Source organism: Lysinibacillus sp. NPDC093216 (assembly GCF_050280325.1).
In the GTDB taxonomy this organism is placed as follows: domain Bacteria; phylum Bacillota; class Bacilli; order Bacillales_A; family Planococcaceae; genus Lysinibacillus.
Window position 1 is genome coordinate 177,306 of record NZ_JBNNVB010000006.1, and the last position, 20,434, is coordinate 197,739.

The following is a 20,434-nucleotide window of genomic DNA, read 5'->3' on the forward strand; positions in this document are numbered from 1 at the left end:
TACCACTATCCTTGAATAATATTAACTACATATATAAGAAATGGGGTTTGGTTATGATTCAGCATTTTAGCTTTAAGCCTTTATTTGAAAATTCTCAGCTTCCAGGGTGGTCTATTTCGTTCTTTTATCAACGTGAACGTTATACAGCGGAGTACTTAAAAGATGGCGTTATACAATGGAATGGAACTATCCCTCCAAACGAAGAGGATGTAAAAAAAATGATTCATGAGCTTATGTTGTACCATGTTTACGACTGATCAATTTCGATTTGGCGTAATTGTGCTGTCGCTTTGCTTTCGCACAGAAAATATTTGTTGCTGTCGCACAGAAAGCTGCTGAATGAAGATGCGAGTAGTATTTTCCTGTTCTCAATTGCATAAAAACACCTATTTTTTACTAATTTCAACATTGCTATTAGCTTAAAAATGGTTAAGTATATTGAAATTCCCTTATTTTTCTTATACATTTATGTTATTAAGAATTAAAGGTTTTTTATGCAGGAGGCTATTTAAATGAGTAAAGTCACTCTTTCTGATGACTTAAACAGTTATAATTCAAAAGCATTAATTCGTACAAAAGTAAAAGAAGTTTTTTCCGAATTTTCCGCTAAAATTTTCGAGTTAGCGAATGAGGCTGAAGCTATTGATAGTAAAAAATTTGAGGCTCTTTCTGGCTTTAAAAGTGATTTCTACAATGAATACTGCAGTCAATTAAAAGGATTTTTCAATTCATCTACTAATCCTTTCGGAAAAAGGCCTGTAAAAAATATATATTTAACGTATAAGGGCAAAAATTATATTTTTACACAGCAAGGTATAACAGAAAAAGCACCTGTTTCAATTGCACTTTACTCAGGTGAAATACCGTTTAAAGAAACGCTTCACGATGTGGAAAAAGCGTGCTTAAAATTACGTTTTCAACAACAATAAATAATTAAAGCAGAAGGAGCCGTCTCAATAAATGAAACTGGCTCCTTTTTTATGAAAAACTATTTTGAAATTAAAGAGTCATAATATCGTTCTTCAGAGGGGGGTGATTTCCGCTCCGACTGGGGGCGTTCAGTCTCCACTCGAATCAACCTCTTTATATCACTCTAATTTATAATGATAAAACTTAACTTCAGCTACAAATATTTTACGAAAGCGAAGCGACTTTCCACAACATCCACATAGATTTCTTTGACCATATTAATTTTCAACATAACAAAAGAGCCACCCCATATGAATGTGATAGCTCCTTTTTGTTGCTATTAAAAATAATTCATTTAAAAAAATCCGCAAGTATAGTTCTCTTGAGATTTTTGACGTGTCGTTTTATATGAGATTAAATGCTTCTTTCTCTAAACAAACTATCTTCTTTGCTATATTTAAAGTTAGCATAACAAATTTCTATTTTCAATCTTTTGGTGTTTGAATTTATTTAATTTTTTCAATTTACGGTGTGAAAAACAAATCAATTTTGCTTCAGCATAATTGATTTGTTTTTTGTGCGAAAGCGTAGTGCAACGTAGCGACAGCAACAGATGTTTTTTGTGCGAAAGCGTAGTGCAACGTAGCGACAGCAACAGATGTTTTTTGTGCGAAAGCGTAGTGCAACGTAGCGACAGCAACATGATGTTGGTCACCCGCTGAAAGAAGTTAAAAAAATTGTTGTCAATATTTGTGTTTTGCCTATAAATATTTTATGATTAAGTCATTCAACAATTTTTTAATATCATAGGAGGTGTACACTTTGTTTACCTCCCTCATTCGGGCGGGGACAAAGGAATTATTTGGACGGAGACATAATGGAAATAACCATAAGGTTGGCGGCATTTGCCCTACTAATCATAATGACAGGATTTTTCGTTGCAACCGAATTTGCAATCGTTAAAGTAAGATCCACACGAATTGATCAATTGCTTGCCGAAGGGAATAAAAAAGCAAAAAATGCAAAACGTGTAATTTCAGATTTAGATGAATACTTATCTGCATGTCAATTAGGTATTACGATCACTGCTTTAGGTCTAGGTTGGCTTGGTGAACCTACATTTAAGATTATCTTGAATCCAGTGTTTGAATTTCTAAATTTGAGTGAAAATTTTACTACTGTCCTTTCATTTATACTTGCATTTTCAATTGTAACGTTTATGCATGTTGTAATAGGGGAATTGGCGCCGAAAACACTTGCCATCCAAAAAGCAGAATTTGTAACATTAAATCTTTCTGGCCCATTAATTTTATTCCACAATGTTACTTATCCAATCATTAAGCTGTTAAACGGATCTGCGCGTGGCTTAACTGGCCTTTTCGGCTTGAAAATGATGTCAGAATCAGAAGTAGCCCATACTGAAGAAGAGTTACGTATGATTTTGTCGGATAGTTTAAAGGGTGGAGAAATTAATACTTCAGAATATGAATATGTAAACAGTATTTTTGAGTTCTCTGATCGTCTTGCGAAAGAAATCATGGTCCCACGTACTGAAATCGTTGGTATAGAAAAAGAACTAACGATTAAAGAGGTTTTCGATTTAATGGGCGTTGAGCAATATACCCGTTACCCAATTATCGATGGTGACAAAGACCATATTATCGGCTTAGTCAATATGAAACACTTATTAACTGCTTACATTAAAGACCCAGCAAATGGCGATAAGCAAGTGATTGACTATATGCAGCCAATTATTCGCGTAATGGAAACAACGCAAATTAACGACTTGTTACTAAAAATACAGCGTGAACGTATTCATATGGCCATTTTAATGGATGAATATGGCGGAACATCTGGTCTAGTTACGATTGAGGATATTATCGAGGAAATTGTCGGCGAAATTCAAGATGAATTCGATGAAGATGAAATTCCAGAGGTTCAGGAAATTGCAAAAGATCACTTTATTTTAGATGCGAAGATGCTAGTAGAAAACGTAAATGATATGCTAGGTACTGACATAGAAGATGATGATATTGATACAATCGGTGGTTGGTTCATGACAATGCGCTTTGATGCAGTCGAAGGAGACAGTATTGAAGAACAAGGTTATGAATTTATCGCAAAAGAATTAGATGGTCACCATATTTTATACTTAGAAGTTCTGAAATTACCTGAACGTGATTTATCAAATGAAAACGATGAGTAACAGACAAAAAATCTATTATGCCTCGGCATAATTGCGTTTGGACAAGCGCTGAAAGAAAATAAATTGCCTTATCGTATTTGCCTTGGTAATATAAAAATTGCGCTTGTTTGATTCGGGCGATAAAAATAGTATTTTGCTCACAACCTATAATGGCAAGAGCTTCTACTGAAATAAACTAAATCTAAACGCAAAAAACGACTCCCTTACATGAGAAGGGGGTCGTTTTATTATGCCCGATGGGAGGCAACTGACACAGTGCAATCGCTATTAAAAGCATTTGTGGCGATCGGCAGTGCAGTTTGAACTTCAACACCATTAAGGTTTATGGTTCACCGATTCCCATTGCTAATTGCAATAGAAAAGCATAAACCAAAAGTAATATATTTGCGAAAAGACCAATCCAACCGAAAATACGTTTTTTAGACCATACCAAAGAGACTACTGCAAATATAATACCGATGATTGCTAAAATGCTAAACAAGGTGATACCAAAATAAATATCAAAATCGGGTCCTCTTTTTAAATAGAAAAAAATAACACTTATTATGACGGGTAATAACGATGAAACACTTAAAATGTCCCCTACTTTTTTCTTAGCCAAACAACTACTCCTTCCTTACAGTAATAAACGATTTGTCACCATCATGAGAATTAATTACCGTTGTATTATTCACCTAACAAACGTCAGAATATTCTTTTTTTATTATACAGTACATAATCATAGGAATGTATGCTTTCACAATATTTCAAATGTAAAAATCCCCAACAAATAAGCCTCCTATCAATCATAGACAGGAAGCTTAATTTGTTTAATTATTTGATTGCAATATAAATATCGACCTGTGCTTCTTGTGGGTTGGCACATCGTTCATCGTACATTTCAAAGTCACCTGTGTATGTTCGCTCTACACCTGAGTTTGCGAACCAAGCCCAAACATCCTGCCATGCTTTTACGACAACTTCTTCAAATGGACCTTTGTCAGAAGTAAAAACTAAATATTTTGCAGCTGGCACTGTTTTTCCGACCATACCTTCAGGAATTTCGTCGGTAGCTACTACTTCCATTCCAAGTGTAATTGAATACTCTCCATTAACATCTGTTTCGTAGTCGGAATACAGGCCATATGTTACTTGATTTACTGCATTAGCTATTTGTCCCGTTACATCTTGTTGATAAAAGTTCGTCCATAATTGTGGGATTTTTGCTTGTGAGGTAATTTCATTCGCATTGCTTGTTCGTGCTGAAATTCCTACAATTTGAAATGATTCTTTATTGTTCACAGCCGGTTCTTTTATGTCATGCTTTCTCCATCTCTTTAAGCTTGGTAAAAAAGAAGTCAACATTTGGCGTGCTTCTTCTTCCCCCATGCCATCTCCCTTTAAATGCGGCACACAAATTTCAATCATTTCTTCAACTGTTAGATTTGGCTGCTTAAACTCTCCTAATTCATAACAATATGTGCAGTAATCCTGACTTTTGTGTCCTTCTTTTTCTGTACCAAGTAAAGCTTCATCCACTAATGGCATTCCACAGCTTTGACAATAACTTTGCATCATTAAATCCACCCTTCGTTCTATTTGTTATGACTATAACAAAGGAAACCTGACATCTGTATGTCATCAATTAGTGTTTTTTATACAACTCAACAATTTCCTGCGCCCGTTTTCGCACAATCTCACTTATATGTGGTGGTTCTAAAACTTTTAAGCGATGGCCAAAGCTTAGAAGAAAGCCATATAACCATTCATCCTCAGGCAATGCAATGTTAATAGTTGAGCTCTCATTATCTACATGTTCAGCGCCAAATGATTCTTCTACTAATGTTGTTATTGCAGAATCGAAAGATAACGTAAGGTTTACTATATTTTGAGGATGATGCCACTCTTTATCCCACGGGAGTTCAGACAAGTTGACTTCTTTGCGCTGAAATGTCGTCATCTCTTCTTTTATATCCTTCATTCTTGAAATTTTAAATAAGCGAAAATCTTCTCTCAATGTGCAATAGCCATAAACATACCAAACTTTTCCCTTTTGTACTAAAGTGTGTGGCTCTAATAATCTTCTTGTTATACAGCCATGTGTAGTAGAGTACGTAAAGCTTATACAATATTCACGTTCAATTGCCTTTTTTAATAAAGTTATCTGTTCCTTGAAAATAACGTTTGGCCCCCAAGGACTAAGGTCAATAAACAGTTGATCAATCGATTGTTTTACTTCCTCATCCGCAACACCTGTTAATTTTTCAAGTACTGCTTCGGCATGCGAATCCTCGTACGTTGTTAATGCACTTTTAATGGCAATAGAAAGTGACGTAAGCTCTTCCTTCGTTAACACTTGCTTATCCACACGATAGCCCTCAATTAAACTAATCCCTCCATTAACTCCCTGCTGGCTAATAACAGGAACCCCAGCACAGCTCAATGTTTCAATATCTCGATAAATAGTACGAACTGACACATTAAATAAATCGGCAAGCTCCTGGGCTGTCACTTTTTTACGATTTATTAAAATCATTATCATCGTTAAAAGACGCTCTAATTTCATATTTGTACTCCTTTACGATAAATTCTATTTGTATGCTAATTGCGTTTTACCTACTAATTCCCTATCTACTTTAAGTATTTTTTAAGTACTTTTTGAGTTTTATTTAAGTCAAATGTACTATAATAGCGCCTAACAAATTATTACATTCATTATACTATTTTTACAATATAAGAAAAAACAACTTAGGTACTTATAATCTCTACTATAACTACGTTGTTTTTAACAATAAACGCTTAATTATTTCAATTCTCTTATCACAACATATAAAACTTCTATCCTCTATATAAGGACACTGAAAACTATTAAGTAGAAAAACTTTATAGTAACTATTTGTGGAAGTCCTAATTTCTATGTAAAAAGGTTTAGCACGGAGCACGAGCCAGCATCGGGAAAAAGCTAAACAAATAAATCCTGTACGAATAGATAGCGTATGAGGAGATCCGACACTAACTTATGGAAAACGGAATACAAAGAGCTAAATTTTGGTGTCAAATTTTTAATTTTATGTGGAATTTACTTTTAGTGCCCACCCTATATTCGAAAAGCATTTTCAAAGACGACAAACTAGAGTTTAATGGTTTTCAATTTAATTGTAAAAAGGAGATTTTGACGTGATTCGAGCCGTTTTAATAGACAATGAACCTTTAGCTTTACACTATTTTCAAAGTAAACTACAAGCATTTCAGCAAATACAGGTAATTCAAACTTTTACAAGTGTAGAAGTATTTTTAAATGAGCTTCCAATAATAGAATTTGACGTAATTTTTTTAGAGGCAAAGCTGAATGAACTGACTGGGCTTGAATTAGCTGATATTATCAAAACTGATCGTCCACATGTTAGTGTTATTTTTATAACTTCATATAAAGAATTTGCTTTACAATCATATGAAATCGGGGGTCTTGACTACGTACTTAAACCAATTAGTCATGCTCGCTTAGAAAAAACTATTTCTCGTATCGAGCATGAATATTCCATTCAGCAAATGATTAAAAAAGCTTCGAAAACCATGTTAAACGTACAATGCTTTAATCAATTTGCCGCATATAGCAACAACAGCTTAGTTGCCTTCAAAACCGAGAAAACAAAGGAGTTATTTGTATATTTCATATTACATCCAAACATTCCTATTCATCGTGATTATTTAATTGAAATTCTATGGCCTGATTTAGACTATGTACGAGCAAAATCGAATCTTCATACCGCACTTTCTTATTTAAGAAAAACCTTAAATAATATAGGTTATGCAAACTGTATTATTTTTTCAAACAAATACTATATCTTCGAAAAACCGAACATCCTTTGTGATTTATATGACTTTCATAGATATTATGAGGATTTCACGAAGTTAGAATTCCCACCAATTTCTTTGATCAATCAAAGTCTCTCAATTTATAAAAATGGACTACTCATTTATGATGATTATGAGTGGGCCACTGCATATAAAGATAAGCTGACGAAATCATACATAGATTTATTAGAAAAAGGTTTTCAAGCAACATTACTAACGGATATTGATAAGGCATTAAATTTTTTAAATAGACTATTAGAGTTTGATCCATATAATGAACAAAAACTTGAGCACTATTTACACATTTTAATAAATGCGGGGTTTCATGAACAAGCATACAAAGTATTCCTCGCTTATGAACAGAAGCTAAAAGATGACCTATCGATTTCGCCAAGCTCTACATTAATTGATATCTCTAACAATTTCTTTGTTCTAAAATAAATAAAGGATTTATTCATTAAAAAACGACGGGCTACTACAATTTGTAGGAACTCGCCGTTTTACTTATTTTTTTATATTTTATACACCGCTACCCTCTGTTAACCCGTGCTTCACAGCATAAAGGGCTGCCTGCGTACGATCCTGCACTTGTAGCTTCGTGAAAATATTAGAAATATGAGTTTTCACCGTTTTTTCTGTAACGAATAAAGAGGATGCAATTTCTCGATTACTTTTCCCTTTTGTAAGCTCTGCAAGCACATCCTGTTCACGAGGTGTTAGTGGGTTTAAAACATGAGGTGCATTTTTTGATTCTTGACGGTCCATTTCAAGAGTTGTTGTTGCTTCTGGATGTAATGTATTTTCGCCTCGCATAATACGACGAATGGACAATACCAACTCATCAGGTTCAATATCTTTCAACTGATAGCCTGCAGCTCCTGCCTCCATTGCTGGCACTACATGATCACGGTCTGAAAAGCTTGTCAGCATTAGAATTTCTATTTGTGGAAACTTAGCTTTAATGCGCTTCGTTGCCTGAATCCCATCCATCTCAGGCATTACCAAGTCCATGAGTATAATATCTGGCTGTATACTTTCCGCTAAAGTTACTGCCTCTAGGCCATTTTTCGCTTCTCCTACAACTTCTATATCTTTCTGTGTTTTTAAGAAAAATAATAATCCACGACGCACTACATGATGGTCATCTGCGATTAAAACACGTATCATACTCTTCCCCCCTAATATGGCAAGCGGATTAACAGCTCTGTTCCTTTGCCAATTTCACTAACCCAGTCAGCTTTTCCACCAACTGATTTTGCACGATCCTTTATGGATTGCAAGCCTATCGAAAGTAGCTTTGTGTTATGATCGACGACGAAGCCTCGTCCCTCATCACGAATAACAAGTAAAATATCTGTAGAAGTAACCGTAATATAAAGCGCAGCCTCCAGAACACCAGCATGACGGCGAACATTATTAAGTGCTTCTTGGGCTACCCGAAATAATGTTTCTTCGATACGTGATGGGAATTGCAGTACACCTGAGACCGTTACATGAAGCTTCAAGCCAAGCATTTCAGCATACACTTTTATCGCTTCAAGTAAACCATTTTCTAATCCTTTTGGACGGAGTTGCCAAATAAGAGCACGCATTTCTGTTAAGGCATCCTGTGTTAAGTGCTGAATCTCCTTAAACGTTTCCTTCACATCACTATCGTTTGTCATTTCAATACCAGCTCTCGCCGTTAATGTAACTGAAAAAAGTAGCTGATTCACGGAATCATGTAAATCTCGAGCTAGACGATTGCGCTCCTTCACAAGTGCCATTTCTTGCTCCTGCTTTGTCAGTAAAATACGCTTAATGGCCGACCCCATCTGAAATGCAACCGATTCAAGTAATGCTAGCTCTTCCTCTGAAAAACGCACGGTATCCTTCGATGCAACATTTAAGACACCAAAACGCTCTTGTCCAGATTGAAGCGGCACTGTTGCATGATGTGTAATGCCTTCGTGATCACCAACATTTGCTGCAATGGCGCTTTCAATACGTTGACATTCAATAATATTAGAGGCTTTCTTTAATTCCTCATTACGATAGCGGGAAACACACCAACAGCCTCCCCTTTCTAAATAATGGCAATTTTTATGCTCCAGTGCCTCTGGTAAATTGACATGGACAACAAGCTCTGAGCGCCCTTTTTCATCGATAAAAAAAATCCAGCCCGTTTCAAAATTTGTGCCATTTAAAAATTTCACAAGTGCTCCCTTTAGCATCGACACAATTTCAGTTTCTTCGTTTAATAACTCTGCAATTTCTTTTAAAATACCAATATTGGAATGATCATTGTCCCTCACAAAAACACCTCTTCTTTGGCATTACTAATTTTAATGATAACATTTCAAAGTCTGGAACGTCTGCCTCAGCCGTTCATACTTTAGACTGAAATTTTTCATAAGAATATACCTTATTTTGGTTCATCACCAAAAGTTGTGGATGACTTTTGTTAAAACGTATACTATGTAAATAAGTTGATTGTAGTGGAGGCTGGGCGACTCCTTGGGGATCAGCAATAGAGGAACGAAGGCTAAAACCATCACGTCCTGTGATAAACGCCTTCGTGACCAACCTCGTGTTGGCCTAAGCGGCTCATCGGACGCCCCAGGAAAGCGCCCAGTCGGAACGGAAATCAACCACACGTTTTGGTGATGATACCTTATTTTGGGTAAGTTAATTTACATATAAAACTAGAACAACTATAATCGAACAAGTACATGGTTATACTAAGGAGAGAATTTACATGTCTAAAAAAGTGGAAAATGGCTTATTATTTATTTGGATTGTCTCTGTCGTTGCAACACTGGGTTCCTTATACTTTTCTGAAATTCGTCATTATGAACCTTGTAAAATGTGTTGGTACCAACGAATTTTCATGTATCCAATTGTCATTATGACAACGATTGCCTTTATTCAAAAAAATGCACGTATTGCTGTAACAACCGCTGTTTTTGCCATTATGGGAGGCAGTATATCACTTTACCATTATGGTATTCAAAAGCTAAGTTTTTTAGCTGATACCGCACCATCTTGTGGTCTTGTTTCATGTACTGGTCAATATATTAACTGGTTAGGTTTTATCACAATCCCATTTTTAGCGCTAACTGCATTTATTTTAATTGCAGGGGCAAGCTTTTATGTAATGAAGGCTGCTAAAACAGCAAAATAATTATGAGGCCGTGTTCTACATTTTGGAATACGGTCTTTTCTACGGAGGAAGATTTATGTTTCACTATGAAATAAATACGAATAATTTGACAATCGAGGATCTATTACGCAATCATTGGAGACTCGGTAAAAAGCTAGTCCATGAATTACGAATGGCGAAGGCTATCACAACAATGGACGGAGAGCCAATTCAGTGGAATGACCCACTACAGATAGGCACAACAATAAAATTTACATTTCCTATTCCGGCATCCAATTATCAACCGACACCTGTTTGTGCAATTGATGTCGTCTATGAGGATGACCATTGTTTGATCGTTTCTAAACCAAAAGGTATGTCGACACATCCAAATGATGCACGTGATACTCACACTTGTATGAATCATGTTATGGCTCATATTAAAGAGCAAGGTGGCACTTATGCGGAGCATGTCCATCGTTTAGATAAAGGAACACAAGGTTTGTTACTTGTAGCAAAACATCCTTTAGCAAAATCAATCTTTGATCGTATGATTGAGGAAAAATCCATTATTCGAACTTACGCTGCAGAAGTGCAAGGGAATTTACGCTCTACTTCTGGCACGATTTCTGAAGGAATCGGAAAAGACCGACATCATGCAACAAGACGTGTCGTTTCAAAAACTGGACAGCATGCGGTTACACACTATGAAGTTGTAGCGCGCTATAAAAGCTCTTGTGTTGTCCATCTAATTCTTGAAACAGGAAGAACACATCAAATTCGCGTACATTTAGCACATATCGGTCATCCGATTATTGGAGATACAATGTATGGCGCAAGAGAAACGGCAAGTGACGACTATGAGCTCCATGCTATTCAATTGGAATTCGAGCATCCATTTTTAAATAAGGTGATCGTTGTAAAGGATCAGCAGTAATTATCGTACTGCACTTTAAATTGTTGCACATAAGCTAACAATTTAAAGTGCAGTTTTTGTATGCCTTTTTTATTTCTTTCGCTCATCATCAAAAGTTGTGGATGACACTTGTTGAAATCAACAACACGTTATGGTGATGAGCTATTACTTCAATCCATTTACTTATAATCCCAAAAAAGTATAAATATAATATTTACATTTCTTTCATCTATTTTTTACAGTAAATTTATTATACATTTCCATTATTGGTAATGACGGTGGATTTCTTTCATGATAGAATTAGATTAAATTGTCAGTCATCTGACTAATATGAGGGGGAATTTATTGATGAAATGGGTTAAAAGTATTGCAGCAACAACTCTAGCTGCTAGTTTACTAGCTACACCCGGTTTTGCCGCACATGCAGCGGAAGCAACACCAACAGCTAAGAAAGATGATTTCAAATTAACAATTCTACACTCAAATGACACGCATGCACACGTTGAGGATGCTCCAAAGCGTGCAACAAAAGTAAAAGAACTTCGTGCTGCAAATGCAAACTCACTTCTTTTAGATGCTGGTGATGTTTTCTCTGGTACTTTATACTTTAACGAATTTGCTGGGGAAACTGATATGAAGTTAATGAACTTAATGGGTTATGATGCCATGACTTTTGGTAACCATGAGTTCGATTTAGGATCAAGCCCAGAAGGACATGCTGCACTTGCTAAATTCGTTAAGGGCGCAGAGTTCCCATTACTAGGATCCAATCTAGATTTTTCAAAAGATTCTTTATTCGATGGCTTACAATTCAAAACAGTCACAAAAGACTTTAAAAACGGTAAAATTTATGACGGTATCATTAAAGAAATCGATGGACAACAAGTAGGTATTTTCGGCTTAACAACAGAAGAAACACCTACCATTTCAAGCGTTGCTAACGTCCAATTTGCAAACTATATCGACTCTGCGAAAAAAGCAGTAACAGAATTTGAAAAACAAGGTGTTAACAAAATTATCGCAGTTACTCATATTGGCTTCGATGACTCCGCTGATTGGGATAATGACCAATTACTAGCGAAAGCTGTAGAAGGCATTGATGTAATCGTAGGTGGTCATACACATACAAAATTAGACAAGCCTGTGAAAGCTGAAACACCATTTAAGAACCCTACAATTATCGTTCAAACAGGCCAATATAGCGAAAATTTAGGTGAATTAGAACTAACATTCGACGATAATGGTGCCGTTGTTGACTACTTCGGTCAGTTACATGCTTTAAAAGATGTCCAAGCTGACGCAGAGGCTACAGCACTTTTAGCTCCATATAAAGAGAAAATTTCAAAAATATTAAATCAATCAACAGGTAATACAGCTGTTTCACCACTAAATGGCGGTCGTAATCTTTGGGGTGTTCGTGCTGGTGAAACAAACCTTGGTAACTTAATTACTGATGGGATGCTTGCTGGTGCTAAAAAAATTGACCCTGAAGTACAATTTGCATTCCAAAATGGTGGTGGTATCCGCGCTGGTATTGATGCAGGAGATATTACTGTTGGTGAGGTTATGACAGTTATGCCATTCGGTAATGCACTTGGTATCGTAAAATTAAAAGGTGCTGAAATTTATGAAATCGTTGAACATAGTGTGAAAGAGTTCCCTAAAGAATCTGGTGGCTTCCTACACTTCTCTGGTTTACAAGTAGAATTTGACGGTAAAGCACCAGCTGGTAAACGTGTAAAATCTATTAAATTAAATGGTAAAGAGATTGATAAAGCAGCATATTATAAAGCGGCAACAAATACATTCACTGCTAAAGGTGGAGACGGCTATGATACACTGAAAAAAGTTTATGAGGACGGCCGTGTAAGTGAACCTGGTACAATTGACTACGAAATGTTTATTGAACATTTAGATACACTGAAAAAAGTTGATCCAAAAGTAGAAGGACGTATTATCGCAACAATTCCGTTTAAAGATATCGCAAAAGGTTCAGAAACAGAAGGCTTTGTTCGTGACCTTTATTACCGTGATTTAACTAACGGTACTTCAGCAACAACATATTCACCAAACGCAAACTTAACTCGTGCACAAGCTGCATCATTTATCGCACGTGCCTTAAAGCTTGAAGCAAAAGGTCAAGCAACATTCTCTGATCTTGCGAATGTAAATCCTGCAACACAAAAAGAAATTACAGCACTTGCTGAAGCAGGAATTGTACAAGGTGTGAATGGTAAATTCAATCCTAATACAAAAATAACTCGTGCTCAACTTTCCTTAATGTTTGCTCGTGCATACAACCTACAACACGATGCAAAAACTGGTTTAAAAGCTGATTTCAGTGATATTTCTCAATACAACGCTGAAACTCAAAATGCTATTGCCCTTATGAAAGACTTAAAGATTGTTAGCGGCGTAAACGGCAAATTTATGCCTAGTAACAACGCGACACGTGCGCATATGGCAAAAATGCTTTCTAACTATATTCCATTTGTAAAAGAATCTAAATAATAAATTTACAAAATCCCGCTTCTCAAATTAGAGAGCGGGATTTCTATTGCACTAAAAATTAAATTTAAAGTTATCTGGGTCTTGTCCAAATCGTTCATTGCGATTTAACGTAGCTATTTTATCCATTTGAGCTAGTGTTAATTCAAAATCAAAAATCTGTGCATTTTCCTCAATACGACTAGGTGTCACAGACTTAGGAATAATAAGTGTATCATTTTGCAAATGCCAACGCAGCACTACTTGAGCAGCTGTCTTCCCTATTTCACGACCAATTTCCATAATCGTTGGATTATCAAGTACCCCGCCACGGCCTAATGGAGACCATGCCGTAACAGCAACTCCATGCTCATTACAAAATGCTCGTAATGCGTCCTGCTGTAAATATGGATGCACCTCTACTTGATTGACCATTGGTGCTATATTTACTTTAGCTAAAAGCTTTTGTAGATGATGCTCATGGTGATTTGAGACACCTGTTGCACGAATTAATTTTTCATCATATAAACGTTCAATTGCTCTATACGTTTCTTCAAATGTTTCTGGTACTGCCCAATGCGTTAAATATAAATCTAAATAGTCCATATTTAACTTTTTCAATGAAACTTCAAAAGCTCGTAATGTTTCATCATAACCTTGGTCATTATTCCAAACCTTTGTCGTCACAAAAATATCCTCACGTTTAACACCTGAATGACGAATAGCTTCGCCCACCTCGGCCTCATTACCATAAAGAGAAGCCGTATCAATAGCTCGGTAGCCATATTTAACAGCTTTATCAATAGCCTGCAAAGTCTCATCACGCTCTGTCATTTTATAAACACCTAAGCCAAAGCGAGGCATTTCCACACCATTTGCTAATGTTTTTGTTGATTGTAAATTCAAGAATAACAACCCCTTTCTTTTCCTAGTTCCATTATACAAAAAATTGGTTTTAAGAAATATAAGGAAAATTTCGGGGGTAATATCTTATTGATCTTTCGCTTCCTCTTCATAATCATCTACTTGGATAGGGTCTGGAATTCGATTGTCTTCTACAAGCTCTTGACCATCACGTAAATGCTCCATCTGCTTCCCCAAATCCTGTAAATCTTTAAAATTTCTAGCCATTGTACCGTTTTCGATATTTGGAACCTTTTTTTCCACTATCATCACCTCTCTTATAGTTTTCCCTAAATAGTTATTTCTGAACCATTTCTGACATATTTTATTCCGCCATGTCGTTTCATTTTTATAGTAGATAGTCTATACTAAAAAGAGATGTCTTTATAAACTGAGGAGGGTTCTTCCATGAGTTTAATATTAATTATTGGTGTAACTGTTGCGTTCTTAACTGCAATTTTCACTGCTGGTTATGAAGGCGATTACAGAGCAGACAAATAATACCTCAAGAAAATCACTAAGCATGAATATATGCTTAGTGATTTTTTTGTTTAAAACTATTACAGCAAAGTCATTTTAGATAAAGTTTGCTCTTCGGCAAAAACGAGTTGTTGATTTCCGTTACGGCTGGGCGCTTTGATGTTGCTGTCGCTTCGCTTTCGCACAGATAAAACAATTGTCGCTGACGCTTCGTTTTCGCGCATAGCAAAGCTTCCTGGGGCGTCCGATGAGCCACTTCGGTTATTTCTCATTTTTTTTGGAACAATATAATTACTTGACAATCTGTACTTTATAAAATAAACTTACTTACATAAAGTAACTTGATAATCAATCATAACTTAAATTCGGGGGTAAATTACTATGCATTTTCATGAAAAACCTAACACATATGTCACTAATGTTGAAATTAAAGTGAGCGATATACAACGTTCATTAACTTATTATCAGGAGGTCATTGGCTTTAAAGTTTTACATCAGGAATCTCATAGAGCAACTCTAACAGCTGATGGCAAAACAGCATTATTGACAATCGTCCAACCTGAAACAGTAGAAGAAAAAACGAGCTTAACAACTGGACTTTATCACTTTGCAATTTTACTGCCTACTCGTCGTGATTTAGCAAATATTATTACTCATTTCCATAACAAGGGCGTGTACTTCGGGGCATCTGACCATGATGTAAGTGAAGCACTTTATTTAAATGATCCTGATAATAATGGTATTGAGGTTTATGCGGATCGCCCTGAAAATGAATGGACTTGGCATTTCGACCAAGTGCATATGGTGACCGAACCTCTTAAAATCCATTCTATATTAGAGGAAGGCGATGGAAGATGGGATGGCCTACCAGCTGATACGGTTATGGGACATATTCATTTATCAGTTTCTAATTTGGCTGCCGCAGAGGAGTTTTATACAAAAGGATTAGGATTTGAGATTGTCACTCGCTATGGAGCACAAGCTTTATTCATCTCAACTGGCCGCTATCATCATCATATTGGTTTAAACACTTGGCACTCTGAAAACGCACCAAAGCTTGGTAAAAATCAGGTTGGCTTACAAACATTTTCACTGCGTCTAGATAATGAAGAGCAAGCAGCAACAATGAAAGAAAATCTCCGTTCAATTGGTGCACCTGTTATTGATATAGATGGTGGTTTCCAAACAGAGGATCCATCAGGTATCGTTGTTTTATTGAAATTTTAAGAGTGATGTGGCGTACTATCCGTCGGGGTGAGGATTGTGTCCGTCACTTGACGGGTTTTATCCGTCGCTTGACGAGCAATCCGTCGCCTGACGGGTTTTATCCGTCGCTCGCGAGGTGCTTTCCGTCGTTTGCTGGGTTCTTTCCGTCGCTTGACGAGCAATCCGTCACTTGAGGAGTTCTTTCCGTCGCTTGACGGGCTTTATCCGTCGCTCGCGAGGTGCTTTCCGTCGCTTGACGAGCAATCCGTCGCTTGAGGAGTTCTTTCCGTCGCCTGACGGGTTTTATCCGTCACTTGCGAGGTTCTTTCCGTCGCTTGACGAGCAATCCGTCGCTTGAGGAGTTCTTTCCGTCGCCTGACAGGTTTTATCCGTCGCTTGCGAGGTTCTTTCCGTCGCTTGACGAGCAATCCGTCGCTTGAGGAGTTCTTTCCATCGCCTGACGGGTTGTATCCGTCGCTCGCGAGGTGCTTTCCGTCGCTTGACGGGTTCTTTCCGTCGCCTGACGGGCTTTCCGTCACTTGACGGTCTTTCCGTCGCTTACGGAGTTCTAACCATCCCTTTTCGAATCCCTTCACGTCTTACAAAAAAGCAAAAGCAGTTCTCCATAAAAGGAGAACTGCTTTTTTAATGTAACCCTGGATATCCTTGTTGACGTAATGCCTCATAAATAACTATTGCTGCTGTATTCGATAGATTGAGTGAACGAACATGCTCACTCTGTGGAATTCGTAAGCACATATCTCGACGCTCATACGCAAAATCCTTTGGCAAGCCAGTCGTTTCTTTGCCAAACATGAAGTAAATATCTCGATCTTTATCACTAAAATCATGTGTCGTAAATGGTTCTTCACTATAGGTCTCAATTAAATAAACGTCGCCATTTTTGGATGCCTCTAAAAAATCCTCTAGCGAATCGTGATACACGACATTGACACTATGCCAATAATCTAAGCCGGCACGTTTTAGCATTTTATCGTCTGTGGAAAAACCAAGAGGACGAATTAAATGTAGTGACGTATTTGTGCCAGCACATGTGCGTGCAATATTTCCTGTATTTGCTGGAATTTCTGGTTGATATAAAACGATATGCAATGGCATAACGGTACACTTCCTTAACTAAAAAATTGTAAACCTTTATTAATTTCAACGAGCACTTCCTCGTCTTGTTCTTGTGCGTTTGCCTTGAGTAATGCAGATTGGGCCTGCTCCCCGCCTATCTTGCCTAAAGCCCATGCTGCAGTTCCTCGAATAACAGGTCGTTCATCCTTTTCAAGAAGTGCTACTAAATCTGGGATCGCAGCTTCTTCTTTAAAGTGAGCAAGTGCCAAAATAGCATTGCGTTGAATTGGCTTTTTCCCTCGCCATGAACCAGAAACATGGCCAAACTTTTCTTTAAAGTCACGATTTGAAATTGTTAAAAGTGGCACAAGTAATGGCTTTGCAAGCTCTGGATCAGGTTTGAACTCCTCATGCATCCAGTTAATCTTTCCTTTATTCTTTGGGCATACGGTCTGGCATGTATCGCAGCCATACAAACGATTACCAATATGAGTACGAAACTCATCAGGTAGCATTCCCTTAGTTTGTGTTAAAAAGGCTATACAACGTTGAGAGTCTAGCTGTCCTCCCTCGATTAACGCACCGGTTGGACAAACATCTAAACATAAGCGGCAATCCCCGCATTCATCCTCCATTGGCTTATCCGGAGCAAAAGGGATATTCGTGATTAGCTCTCCTAAATATACATAGGAACCGAACTCAGGCGTAATGATCGAGCAGTTTTTTCCGCTCCAACCTATCCCTGCACGTTCCGCAACTGCCCTATCGACAAGTGCACCCGTATCCACCATTGATTCAATACGAACACCTTCTATGCGTTCCTCAAGCCAGGCTGATAATAATTTCAATCGCTCACGTAATGCTGTATGATAATCGATCCCCCAGGAAGCACGGCAAAAAATCCCGCGTCTTGCTCCCTTCTTGCCAACAGGTGCATTTTGCATACGCGACGGATATGCGACAGCTATCGCCACAATGCTCTCTGCTCCTTCTAACAATTGTAGGGGCTCGGTACGTTTTTCTATATCACTTTCTTCAAAGCCAGACTGATAGCCAAGCTCTTGCTGACGGCGCAGTCTATTTTTTAATTCTGTAAATGGAGCTGCTGTTGTAAAGCCAATTTTATCTACACCAATGGACATTGCATACGCCACAAATTCACGTTGTAGGTCATGTATGTTCATTTCATTTCCAACTCCTTACATGGTACAATAATAGAAATAGATAAAGTAGGTGATGTTTTATGGACATTTCAATTAATCAATCTCTATTGACACAACATCCCGAGCTTAAAATCGGCATTATTCATTATACCAAAATTGTCGTTGCAGAATCTCCTCAAATGATTAAAGGTCGCATGCAATTGTATCAGGAAAATCTCTTTTTAGAAATGCAAGATAATCCTGTAACGCAACGAGAGGGTATTGCAGAATGGCGACAACTATGGAAAAAGCTTGGTGCAGATCCGAACCGCTATCGCCACTCAGCAGAAAGTTTAATGCGCCGAATTAGTAAGCAAAATTATTTAACACCACTTCACTCTGGTGTTGATTTAAATAATTTCTTCTCCCTCCAATATGAGATTCCAGTAGGATTATATGATGTAGCTAAACTAAAAGGAAATATAGAAATCGCACTTGGCAATGAGGAAACTGGCTATGAGGGCTTAAATGGTCGTTTTAATGCATTAAAAAATATCCTTAATAGCTATGATGCTGAAGGAGCATTTGGGTCACCATTTGTCGATTCTAAACGTACGTCTGTTTCAGAGGAAACGACCGATGCTTTACATATCTTCTACCTCCGCCCATCATTGTCAGAAGAAAGTGCGGAAGAGCTTCTTGCATCTGCCGGTAAGATGTTTAATCAAATTCATGGCGGCGATTATAAAATGGCCTTATTAACAAGCGCAGCACCATCTACTACACTGTAAAAAGGATGTGTTTTCATGATTAATCTTGCAGAAGCCGTTAAGCTAAAAAGTATTTTAGCAAAAAAAGTTCAAGAGCTCGTTGGCGAATTACATCGTAGCGCTTTTGTAACTGTTGAAAAAGGACAAGCACCCAAAACAAGTAATCGTGCAATGAAGGTAATTGAAGCTGACTTAGCTCAAGTACGTCTCGATGTTCGTACATTGGATCGTTTAGTATATGAAGCTAATATAAAAAGCTCCGTGGACTTTAAAGGTGAAAAACTAGCATTAGTTGAAGCGATTGAGCTCGCAACACAGCTCCGCGCAGATGCTGAACTGTGCAAACAGTTTAGTATGCATGAAAAAGAGAGTGTACGCATGGGTTATGGTGAAAATACAATGCTTTATGAAATTGCTATGTATGAGCCAGATGAGTACCGCGAACGTGCTATTAAACTAGAAAAAGATGCCCATAAATTATCGAATCTGATCAATGCGAAGAATTATCGTGTTGAAATTAATTTTGATGATTCTCGTTATTTCTAATCTCAAGCATCAAGGCTATTATTTCTAAAATGAAATACAATAAAAAAGCATCCTTTTTGAGCTGTACCTCCAATTGTGTTTAACAATTCGGAGTGCAGCTTTGGGATGCTTTTTGTTCTACTTACTTAAATCATATTTAATTTCAAATTTCCCTATATCCCAATCAGCAAACAGAAAAGTTACATTAGTCTTAGTGTTAGGATCAGTATATGTATAAGCTTTATCCTCGTCAAAAGCAATATCACTTTCTTCGTCAAATTTATCTATATTCAATCCTAGTGCATCAGCAATTGACATAGCGGATATAATTCCTTCTGCCCATTCTCCTCCATTTTCAGCTTCATTTAATTCGGTTGCGGGGATTCCTTCTATAAAAATATTATATCCAATTATTTTTTTATCCTCATTATATTTAGCGTCTATTTTATAATGACCCTTATGTTTTTTAAAATCAGTATCCAATAAGATTTGTGAGAAAATATTTTCCTCTTTATTCAATTCACTAGTTATTGGTTCTGGCATTTTCGCTATTACAATTCCGTTTACTGGATTCTGTTTATATATATCAGCTCTGACATTGTATTTTTTAACAAACTTTTCTACCGCAGCCTTTGATTCAGGATCAACCTCTTCAAATTTTACTGGAACGACTTTCCCCTCCTTTACGACCGCTTCTTTTGTTTCCTGATCTTTTTTTACATCTGCCTCTTTTTTCTTCTCTGTTCCTTCTCCAGAACATCCAACTAGCATAACTGCTAGAAGTAATAATAAAACTTTCTTCATTACCTTTATTCCCTCCGAATGTATATCAATAAAAATATACGTTACTAGATT

At 37.0% G+C, this 20,434-nt stretch carries 21 protein-coding genes; 10 read left to right on the top strand and 11 right to left on the bottom strand.

Translation table 11 applies throughout. The features are described from left to right. Window positions 1–53 precede the first annotated feature (53 nt). From ACQKOG_RS09725 to ACQKOG_RS09735, 3 genes are all read left to right on the top strand, one after another. Entirely contained in the window at window positions 54–257 is a 204-nt protein-coding gene (locus ACQKOG_RS09725; protein ID WP_370080964.1) for a YheE family protein, read from the top strand. Between the two features lie 255 nt (window positions 258–512). Next, on the top strand, window positions 513–929 hold the full coding sequence (locus ACQKOG_RS09730) for a hypothetical protein (protein WP_370080966.1): 417 nt from the start codon (window positions 513–515) through the stop codon (window positions 927–929). 857 nt (window positions 930–1,786) lie between these two features. After that, window positions 1,787–3,115 carry a hemolysin family protein gene (locus tag ACQKOG_RS09735; protein ID WP_370080968.1) on the top strand — a complete coding sequence of 443 codons (1,329 nt, stop codon included), beginning with the start codon at window positions 1,787–1,789 and terminating at the stop codon, window positions 3,113–3,115. 322 nt (window positions 3,116–3,437) lie between these two features. On the opposite strand, the gene ACQKOG_RS09740 is transcribed toward ACQKOG_RS09735, so the two are convergent. The 3 genes from ACQKOG_RS09740 to ACQKOG_RS09750 all read right to left on the bottom strand — a co-directional run bounded on the left by ACQKOG_RS09740 (window position 3,438) and on the right by ACQKOG_RS09750 (window position 5,660). Continuing rightward, a complete protein-coding gene (locus ACQKOG_RS09740; RefSeq protein ID WP_370080969.1) occupies window positions 3,438–3,716 on the bottom strand; it encodes a hypothetical protein in 279 nt (92 codons plus the stop codon). Window positions 3,717–3,928: 212 nt separating this feature from the next. Beyond that, window positions 3,929–4,669, bottom strand: coding sequence for an effector binding domain-containing protein (locus tag ACQKOG_RS09745; protein WP_370080970.1), 741 nt, complete (start codon window positions 4,667–4,669; stop codon window positions 3,929–3,931). Between the two features lie 70 nt (window positions 4,670–4,739). Continuing rightward, the gene (locus tag ACQKOG_RS09750) at window positions 4,740–5,660 is read right to left on the bottom strand and encodes a helix-turn-helix transcriptional regulator (protein WP_370080971.1); all 921 of its coding nucleotides are present in this window, start codon (window positions 5,658–5,660) and stop codon (window positions 4,740–4,742) included. Window positions 5,661–6,271: 611 nt separating this feature from the next. Between ACQKOG_RS09750 and ACQKOG_RS09755 the strand changes: the two genes are divergently transcribed. Beyond that, window positions 6,272–7,390 carry a response regulator gene (locus ACQKOG_RS09755; RefSeq protein WP_370080972.1) on the top strand — a complete coding sequence of 373 codons (1,119 nt, stop codon included), beginning with the start codon at window positions 6,272–6,274 and terminating at the stop codon, window positions 7,388–7,390. A 78-nt stretch (window positions 7,391–7,468) separates the two neighbouring features. On the opposite strand, the gene ACQKOG_RS09760 is transcribed toward ACQKOG_RS09755, so the two are convergent. Then, complete coding sequence (locus ACQKOG_RS09760) at window positions 7,469–8,116, bottom strand: response regulator (protein ID WP_370080973.1); 648 nt, start codon at window positions 8,114–8,116, stop codon at window positions 7,469–7,471. Between the two features lie 11 nt (window positions 8,117–8,127). Then, a complete protein-coding gene (locus ACQKOG_RS09765; protein ID WP_370080974.1) occupies window positions 8,128–9,243 on the bottom strand; it encodes a GAF domain-containing sensor histidine kinase in 1,116 nt (371 codons plus the stop codon). 443 nt (window positions 9,244–9,686) lie between these two features. On the opposite strand from ACQKOG_RS09765, the gene ACQKOG_RS09770 reads away from it, so the two are divergent. From ACQKOG_RS09770 to ACQKOG_RS09780, 3 genes are all read left to right on the top strand, one after another. Next, window positions 9,687–10,112, top strand: a complete 426-nt coding sequence (locus ACQKOG_RS09770; RefSeq protein WP_370080976.1) for a disulfide oxidoreductase — start codon at window positions 9,687–9,689, stop codon at window positions 10,110–10,112. 55 nt (window positions 10,113–10,167) lie between these two features. Continuing rightward, a complete protein-coding gene (locus ACQKOG_RS09775; protein WP_370080978.1) occupies window positions 10,168–11,007 on the top strand; it encodes an RluA family pseudouridine synthase in 840 nt (279 codons plus the stop codon). A gap of 327 nt (window positions 11,008–11,334) precedes the next feature. Next, a complete protein-coding gene (locus ACQKOG_RS09780) occupies window positions 11,335–13,497 on the top strand; it encodes a 5'-nucleotidase C-terminal domain-containing protein (protein ID WP_427446202.1) in 2,163 nt (720 codons plus the stop codon). A gap of 51 nt (window positions 13,498–13,548) precedes the next feature. Here ACQKOG_RS09780 and ACQKOG_RS09785 read toward each other — a convergent pair whose 3' ends face one another. From ACQKOG_RS09785 to ACQKOG_RS09795, 3 genes are all read right to left on the bottom strand, one after another. After that, window positions 13,549–14,379, bottom strand: a complete 831-nt coding sequence (locus tag ACQKOG_RS09785) for an aldo/keto reductase (RefSeq protein ID WP_415733013.1) — start codon at window positions 14,377–14,379, stop codon at window positions 13,549–13,551. A gap of 84 nt (window positions 14,380–14,463) precedes the next feature. Then, window positions 14,464–14,640, bottom strand: a complete 177-nt coding sequence (locus ACQKOG_RS09790; protein ID WP_370080984.1) for a hypothetical protein — start codon at window positions 14,638–14,640, stop codon at window positions 14,464–14,466. 296 nt (window positions 14,641–14,936) lie between these two features. Beyond that, on the bottom strand, window positions 14,937–15,080 hold the full coding sequence (locus ACQKOG_RS09795) for a hypothetical protein (RefSeq protein ID WP_427446204.1): 144 nt from the start codon (window positions 15,078–15,080) through the stop codon (window positions 14,937–14,939). A gap of 157 nt (window positions 15,081–15,237) precedes the next feature. Between ACQKOG_RS09795 and ACQKOG_RS09800 the strand changes: the two genes are divergently transcribed. Further along, window positions 15,238–16,083, top strand: coding sequence for a VOC family protein (locus ACQKOG_RS09800; RefSeq protein WP_370080988.1), 846 nt, complete (start codon window positions 15,238–15,240; stop codon window positions 16,081–16,083). Between the two features lie 624 nt (window positions 16,084–16,707). Here ACQKOG_RS09800 and trmL read toward each other — a convergent pair. Then, window positions 16,708–17,181 (bottom strand): tRNA (uridine(34)/cytosine(34)/5-carboxymethylaminomethyluridine(34)-2'-O)-methyltransferase TrmL, encoded by a 474-nt coding sequence (gene trmL / locus ACQKOG_RS09805; RefSeq protein WP_053485736.1) that lies wholly within the window; start codon window positions 17,179–17,181, stop codon window positions 16,708–16,710. A gap of 14 nt (window positions 17,182–17,195) precedes the next feature. Beyond that, window positions 17,196–18,326 (bottom strand): tRNA epoxyqueuosine(34) reductase QueG, encoded by a 1,131-nt coding sequence (gene queG, locus ACQKOG_RS09810; protein ID WP_427446206.1) that lies wholly within the window; start codon window positions 18,324–18,326, stop codon window positions 17,196–17,198. A 59-nt stretch (window positions 18,327–18,385) separates the two neighbouring features. On the opposite strand from queG, the gene ACQKOG_RS09815 reads away from it, so the two are divergent. Beyond that, a complete protein-coding gene (locus tag ACQKOG_RS09815) occupies window positions 18,386–19,075 on the top strand; it encodes a B3/B4 domain-containing protein (RefSeq protein WP_427446208.1) in 690 nt (229 codons plus the stop codon). Between the two features lie 15 nt (window positions 19,076–19,090). Further along, window positions 19,091–19,600, top strand: coding sequence for a hypothetical protein (locus tag ACQKOG_RS09820; protein ID WP_427446210.1), 510 nt, complete (start codon window positions 19,091–19,093; stop codon window positions 19,598–19,600). A gap of 117 nt (window positions 19,601–19,717) precedes the next feature. Here the strand turns inward: ACQKOG_RS09820 and ACQKOG_RS09825 are convergent, their stop codons facing one another. After that, the gene (locus ACQKOG_RS09825) at window positions 19,718–20,383 is read right to left on the bottom strand and encodes a hypothetical protein (protein WP_427446212.1); all 666 of its coding nucleotides are present in this window, start codon (window positions 20,381–20,383) and stop codon (window positions 19,718–19,720) included. Window positions 20,384–20,434: the final 51 nt, after the last annotated feature.

What these genes read in the sequence shown, in the direction of transcription:
- ACQKOG_RS09750 (WP_370080971.1), bottom strand. Translation starts at nt 5,660, where the DNA reads ATGAAATTAGAGCGTCTTTTAACGATGATAATGATTTTAATAAATCGT.
- ACQKOG_RS09780 (WP_427446202.1), top strand. Translation starts at nt 11,335, where the DNA reads ATGAAATGGGTTAAAAGTATTGCAGCAACAACTCTAGCTGCTAGTTTA.
- ACQKOG_RS09735 (WP_370080968.1), top strand. Translation starts at nt 1,787, where the DNA reads ATGGAAATAACCATAAGGTTGGCGGCATTTGCCCTACTAATCATAATG.
- ACQKOG_RS09815 (WP_427446208.1), top strand. Translation starts at nt 18,386, where the DNA reads ATGGACATTTCAATTAATCAATCTCTATTGACACAACATCCCGAGCTT.
- ACQKOG_RS09730 (WP_370080966.1), top strand. Translation starts at nt 513, where the DNA reads ATGAGTAAAGTCACTCTTTCTGATGACTTAAACAGTTATAATTCAAAA.
- ACQKOG_RS09825 (WP_427446212.1), bottom strand. Translation starts at nt 20,383, where the DNA reads ATGAAGAAAGTTTTATTATTACTTCTAGCAGTTATGCTAGTTGGATGT.
- ACQKOG_RS09775 (WP_370080978.1), top strand. Translation starts at nt 10,168, where the DNA reads ATGTTTCACTATGAAATAAATACGAATAATTTGACAATCGAGGATCTA.
- ACQKOG_RS09725 (WP_370080964.1), top strand. Translation starts at nt 54, where the DNA reads ATGATTCAGCATTTTAGCTTTAAGCCTTTATTTGAAAATTCTCAGCTT.
- ACQKOG_RS09760 (WP_370080973.1), bottom strand. Translation starts at nt 8,116, where the DNA reads ATGATACGTGTTTTAATCGCAGATGACCATCATGTAGTGCGTCGTGGA.
- trmL (WP_053485736.1), bottom strand. Translation starts at nt 17,181, where the DNA reads ATGCCATTGCATATCGTTTTATATCAACCAGAAATTCCAGCAAATACA.
- ACQKOG_RS09745 (WP_370080970.1), bottom strand. Translation starts at nt 4,669, where the DNA reads ATGCAAAGTTATTGTCAAAGCTGTGGAATGCCATTAGTGGATGAAGCT.
- ACQKOG_RS09820 (WP_427446210.1), top strand. Translation starts at nt 19,091, where the DNA reads ATGATTAATCTTGCAGAAGCCGTTAAGCTAAAAAGTATTTTAGCAAAA.
- ACQKOG_RS09770 (WP_370080976.1), top strand. Translation starts at nt 9,687, where the DNA reads ATGTCTAAAAAAGTGGAAAATGGCTTATTATTTATTTGGATTGTCTCT.
- queG (WP_427446206.1), bottom strand. Translation starts at nt 18,326, where the DNA reads ATGAACATACATGACCTACAACGTGAATTTGTGGCGTATGCAATGTCC.
- ACQKOG_RS09795 (WP_427446204.1), bottom strand. Translation starts at nt 15,080, where the DNA reads ATGCGCGAAAACGAAGCGTCAGCGACAATTGTTTTATCTGTGCGAAAG.
- ACQKOG_RS09800 (WP_370080988.1), top strand. Translation starts at nt 15,238, where the DNA reads ATGCATTTTCATGAAAAACCTAACACATATGTCACTAATGTTGAAATT.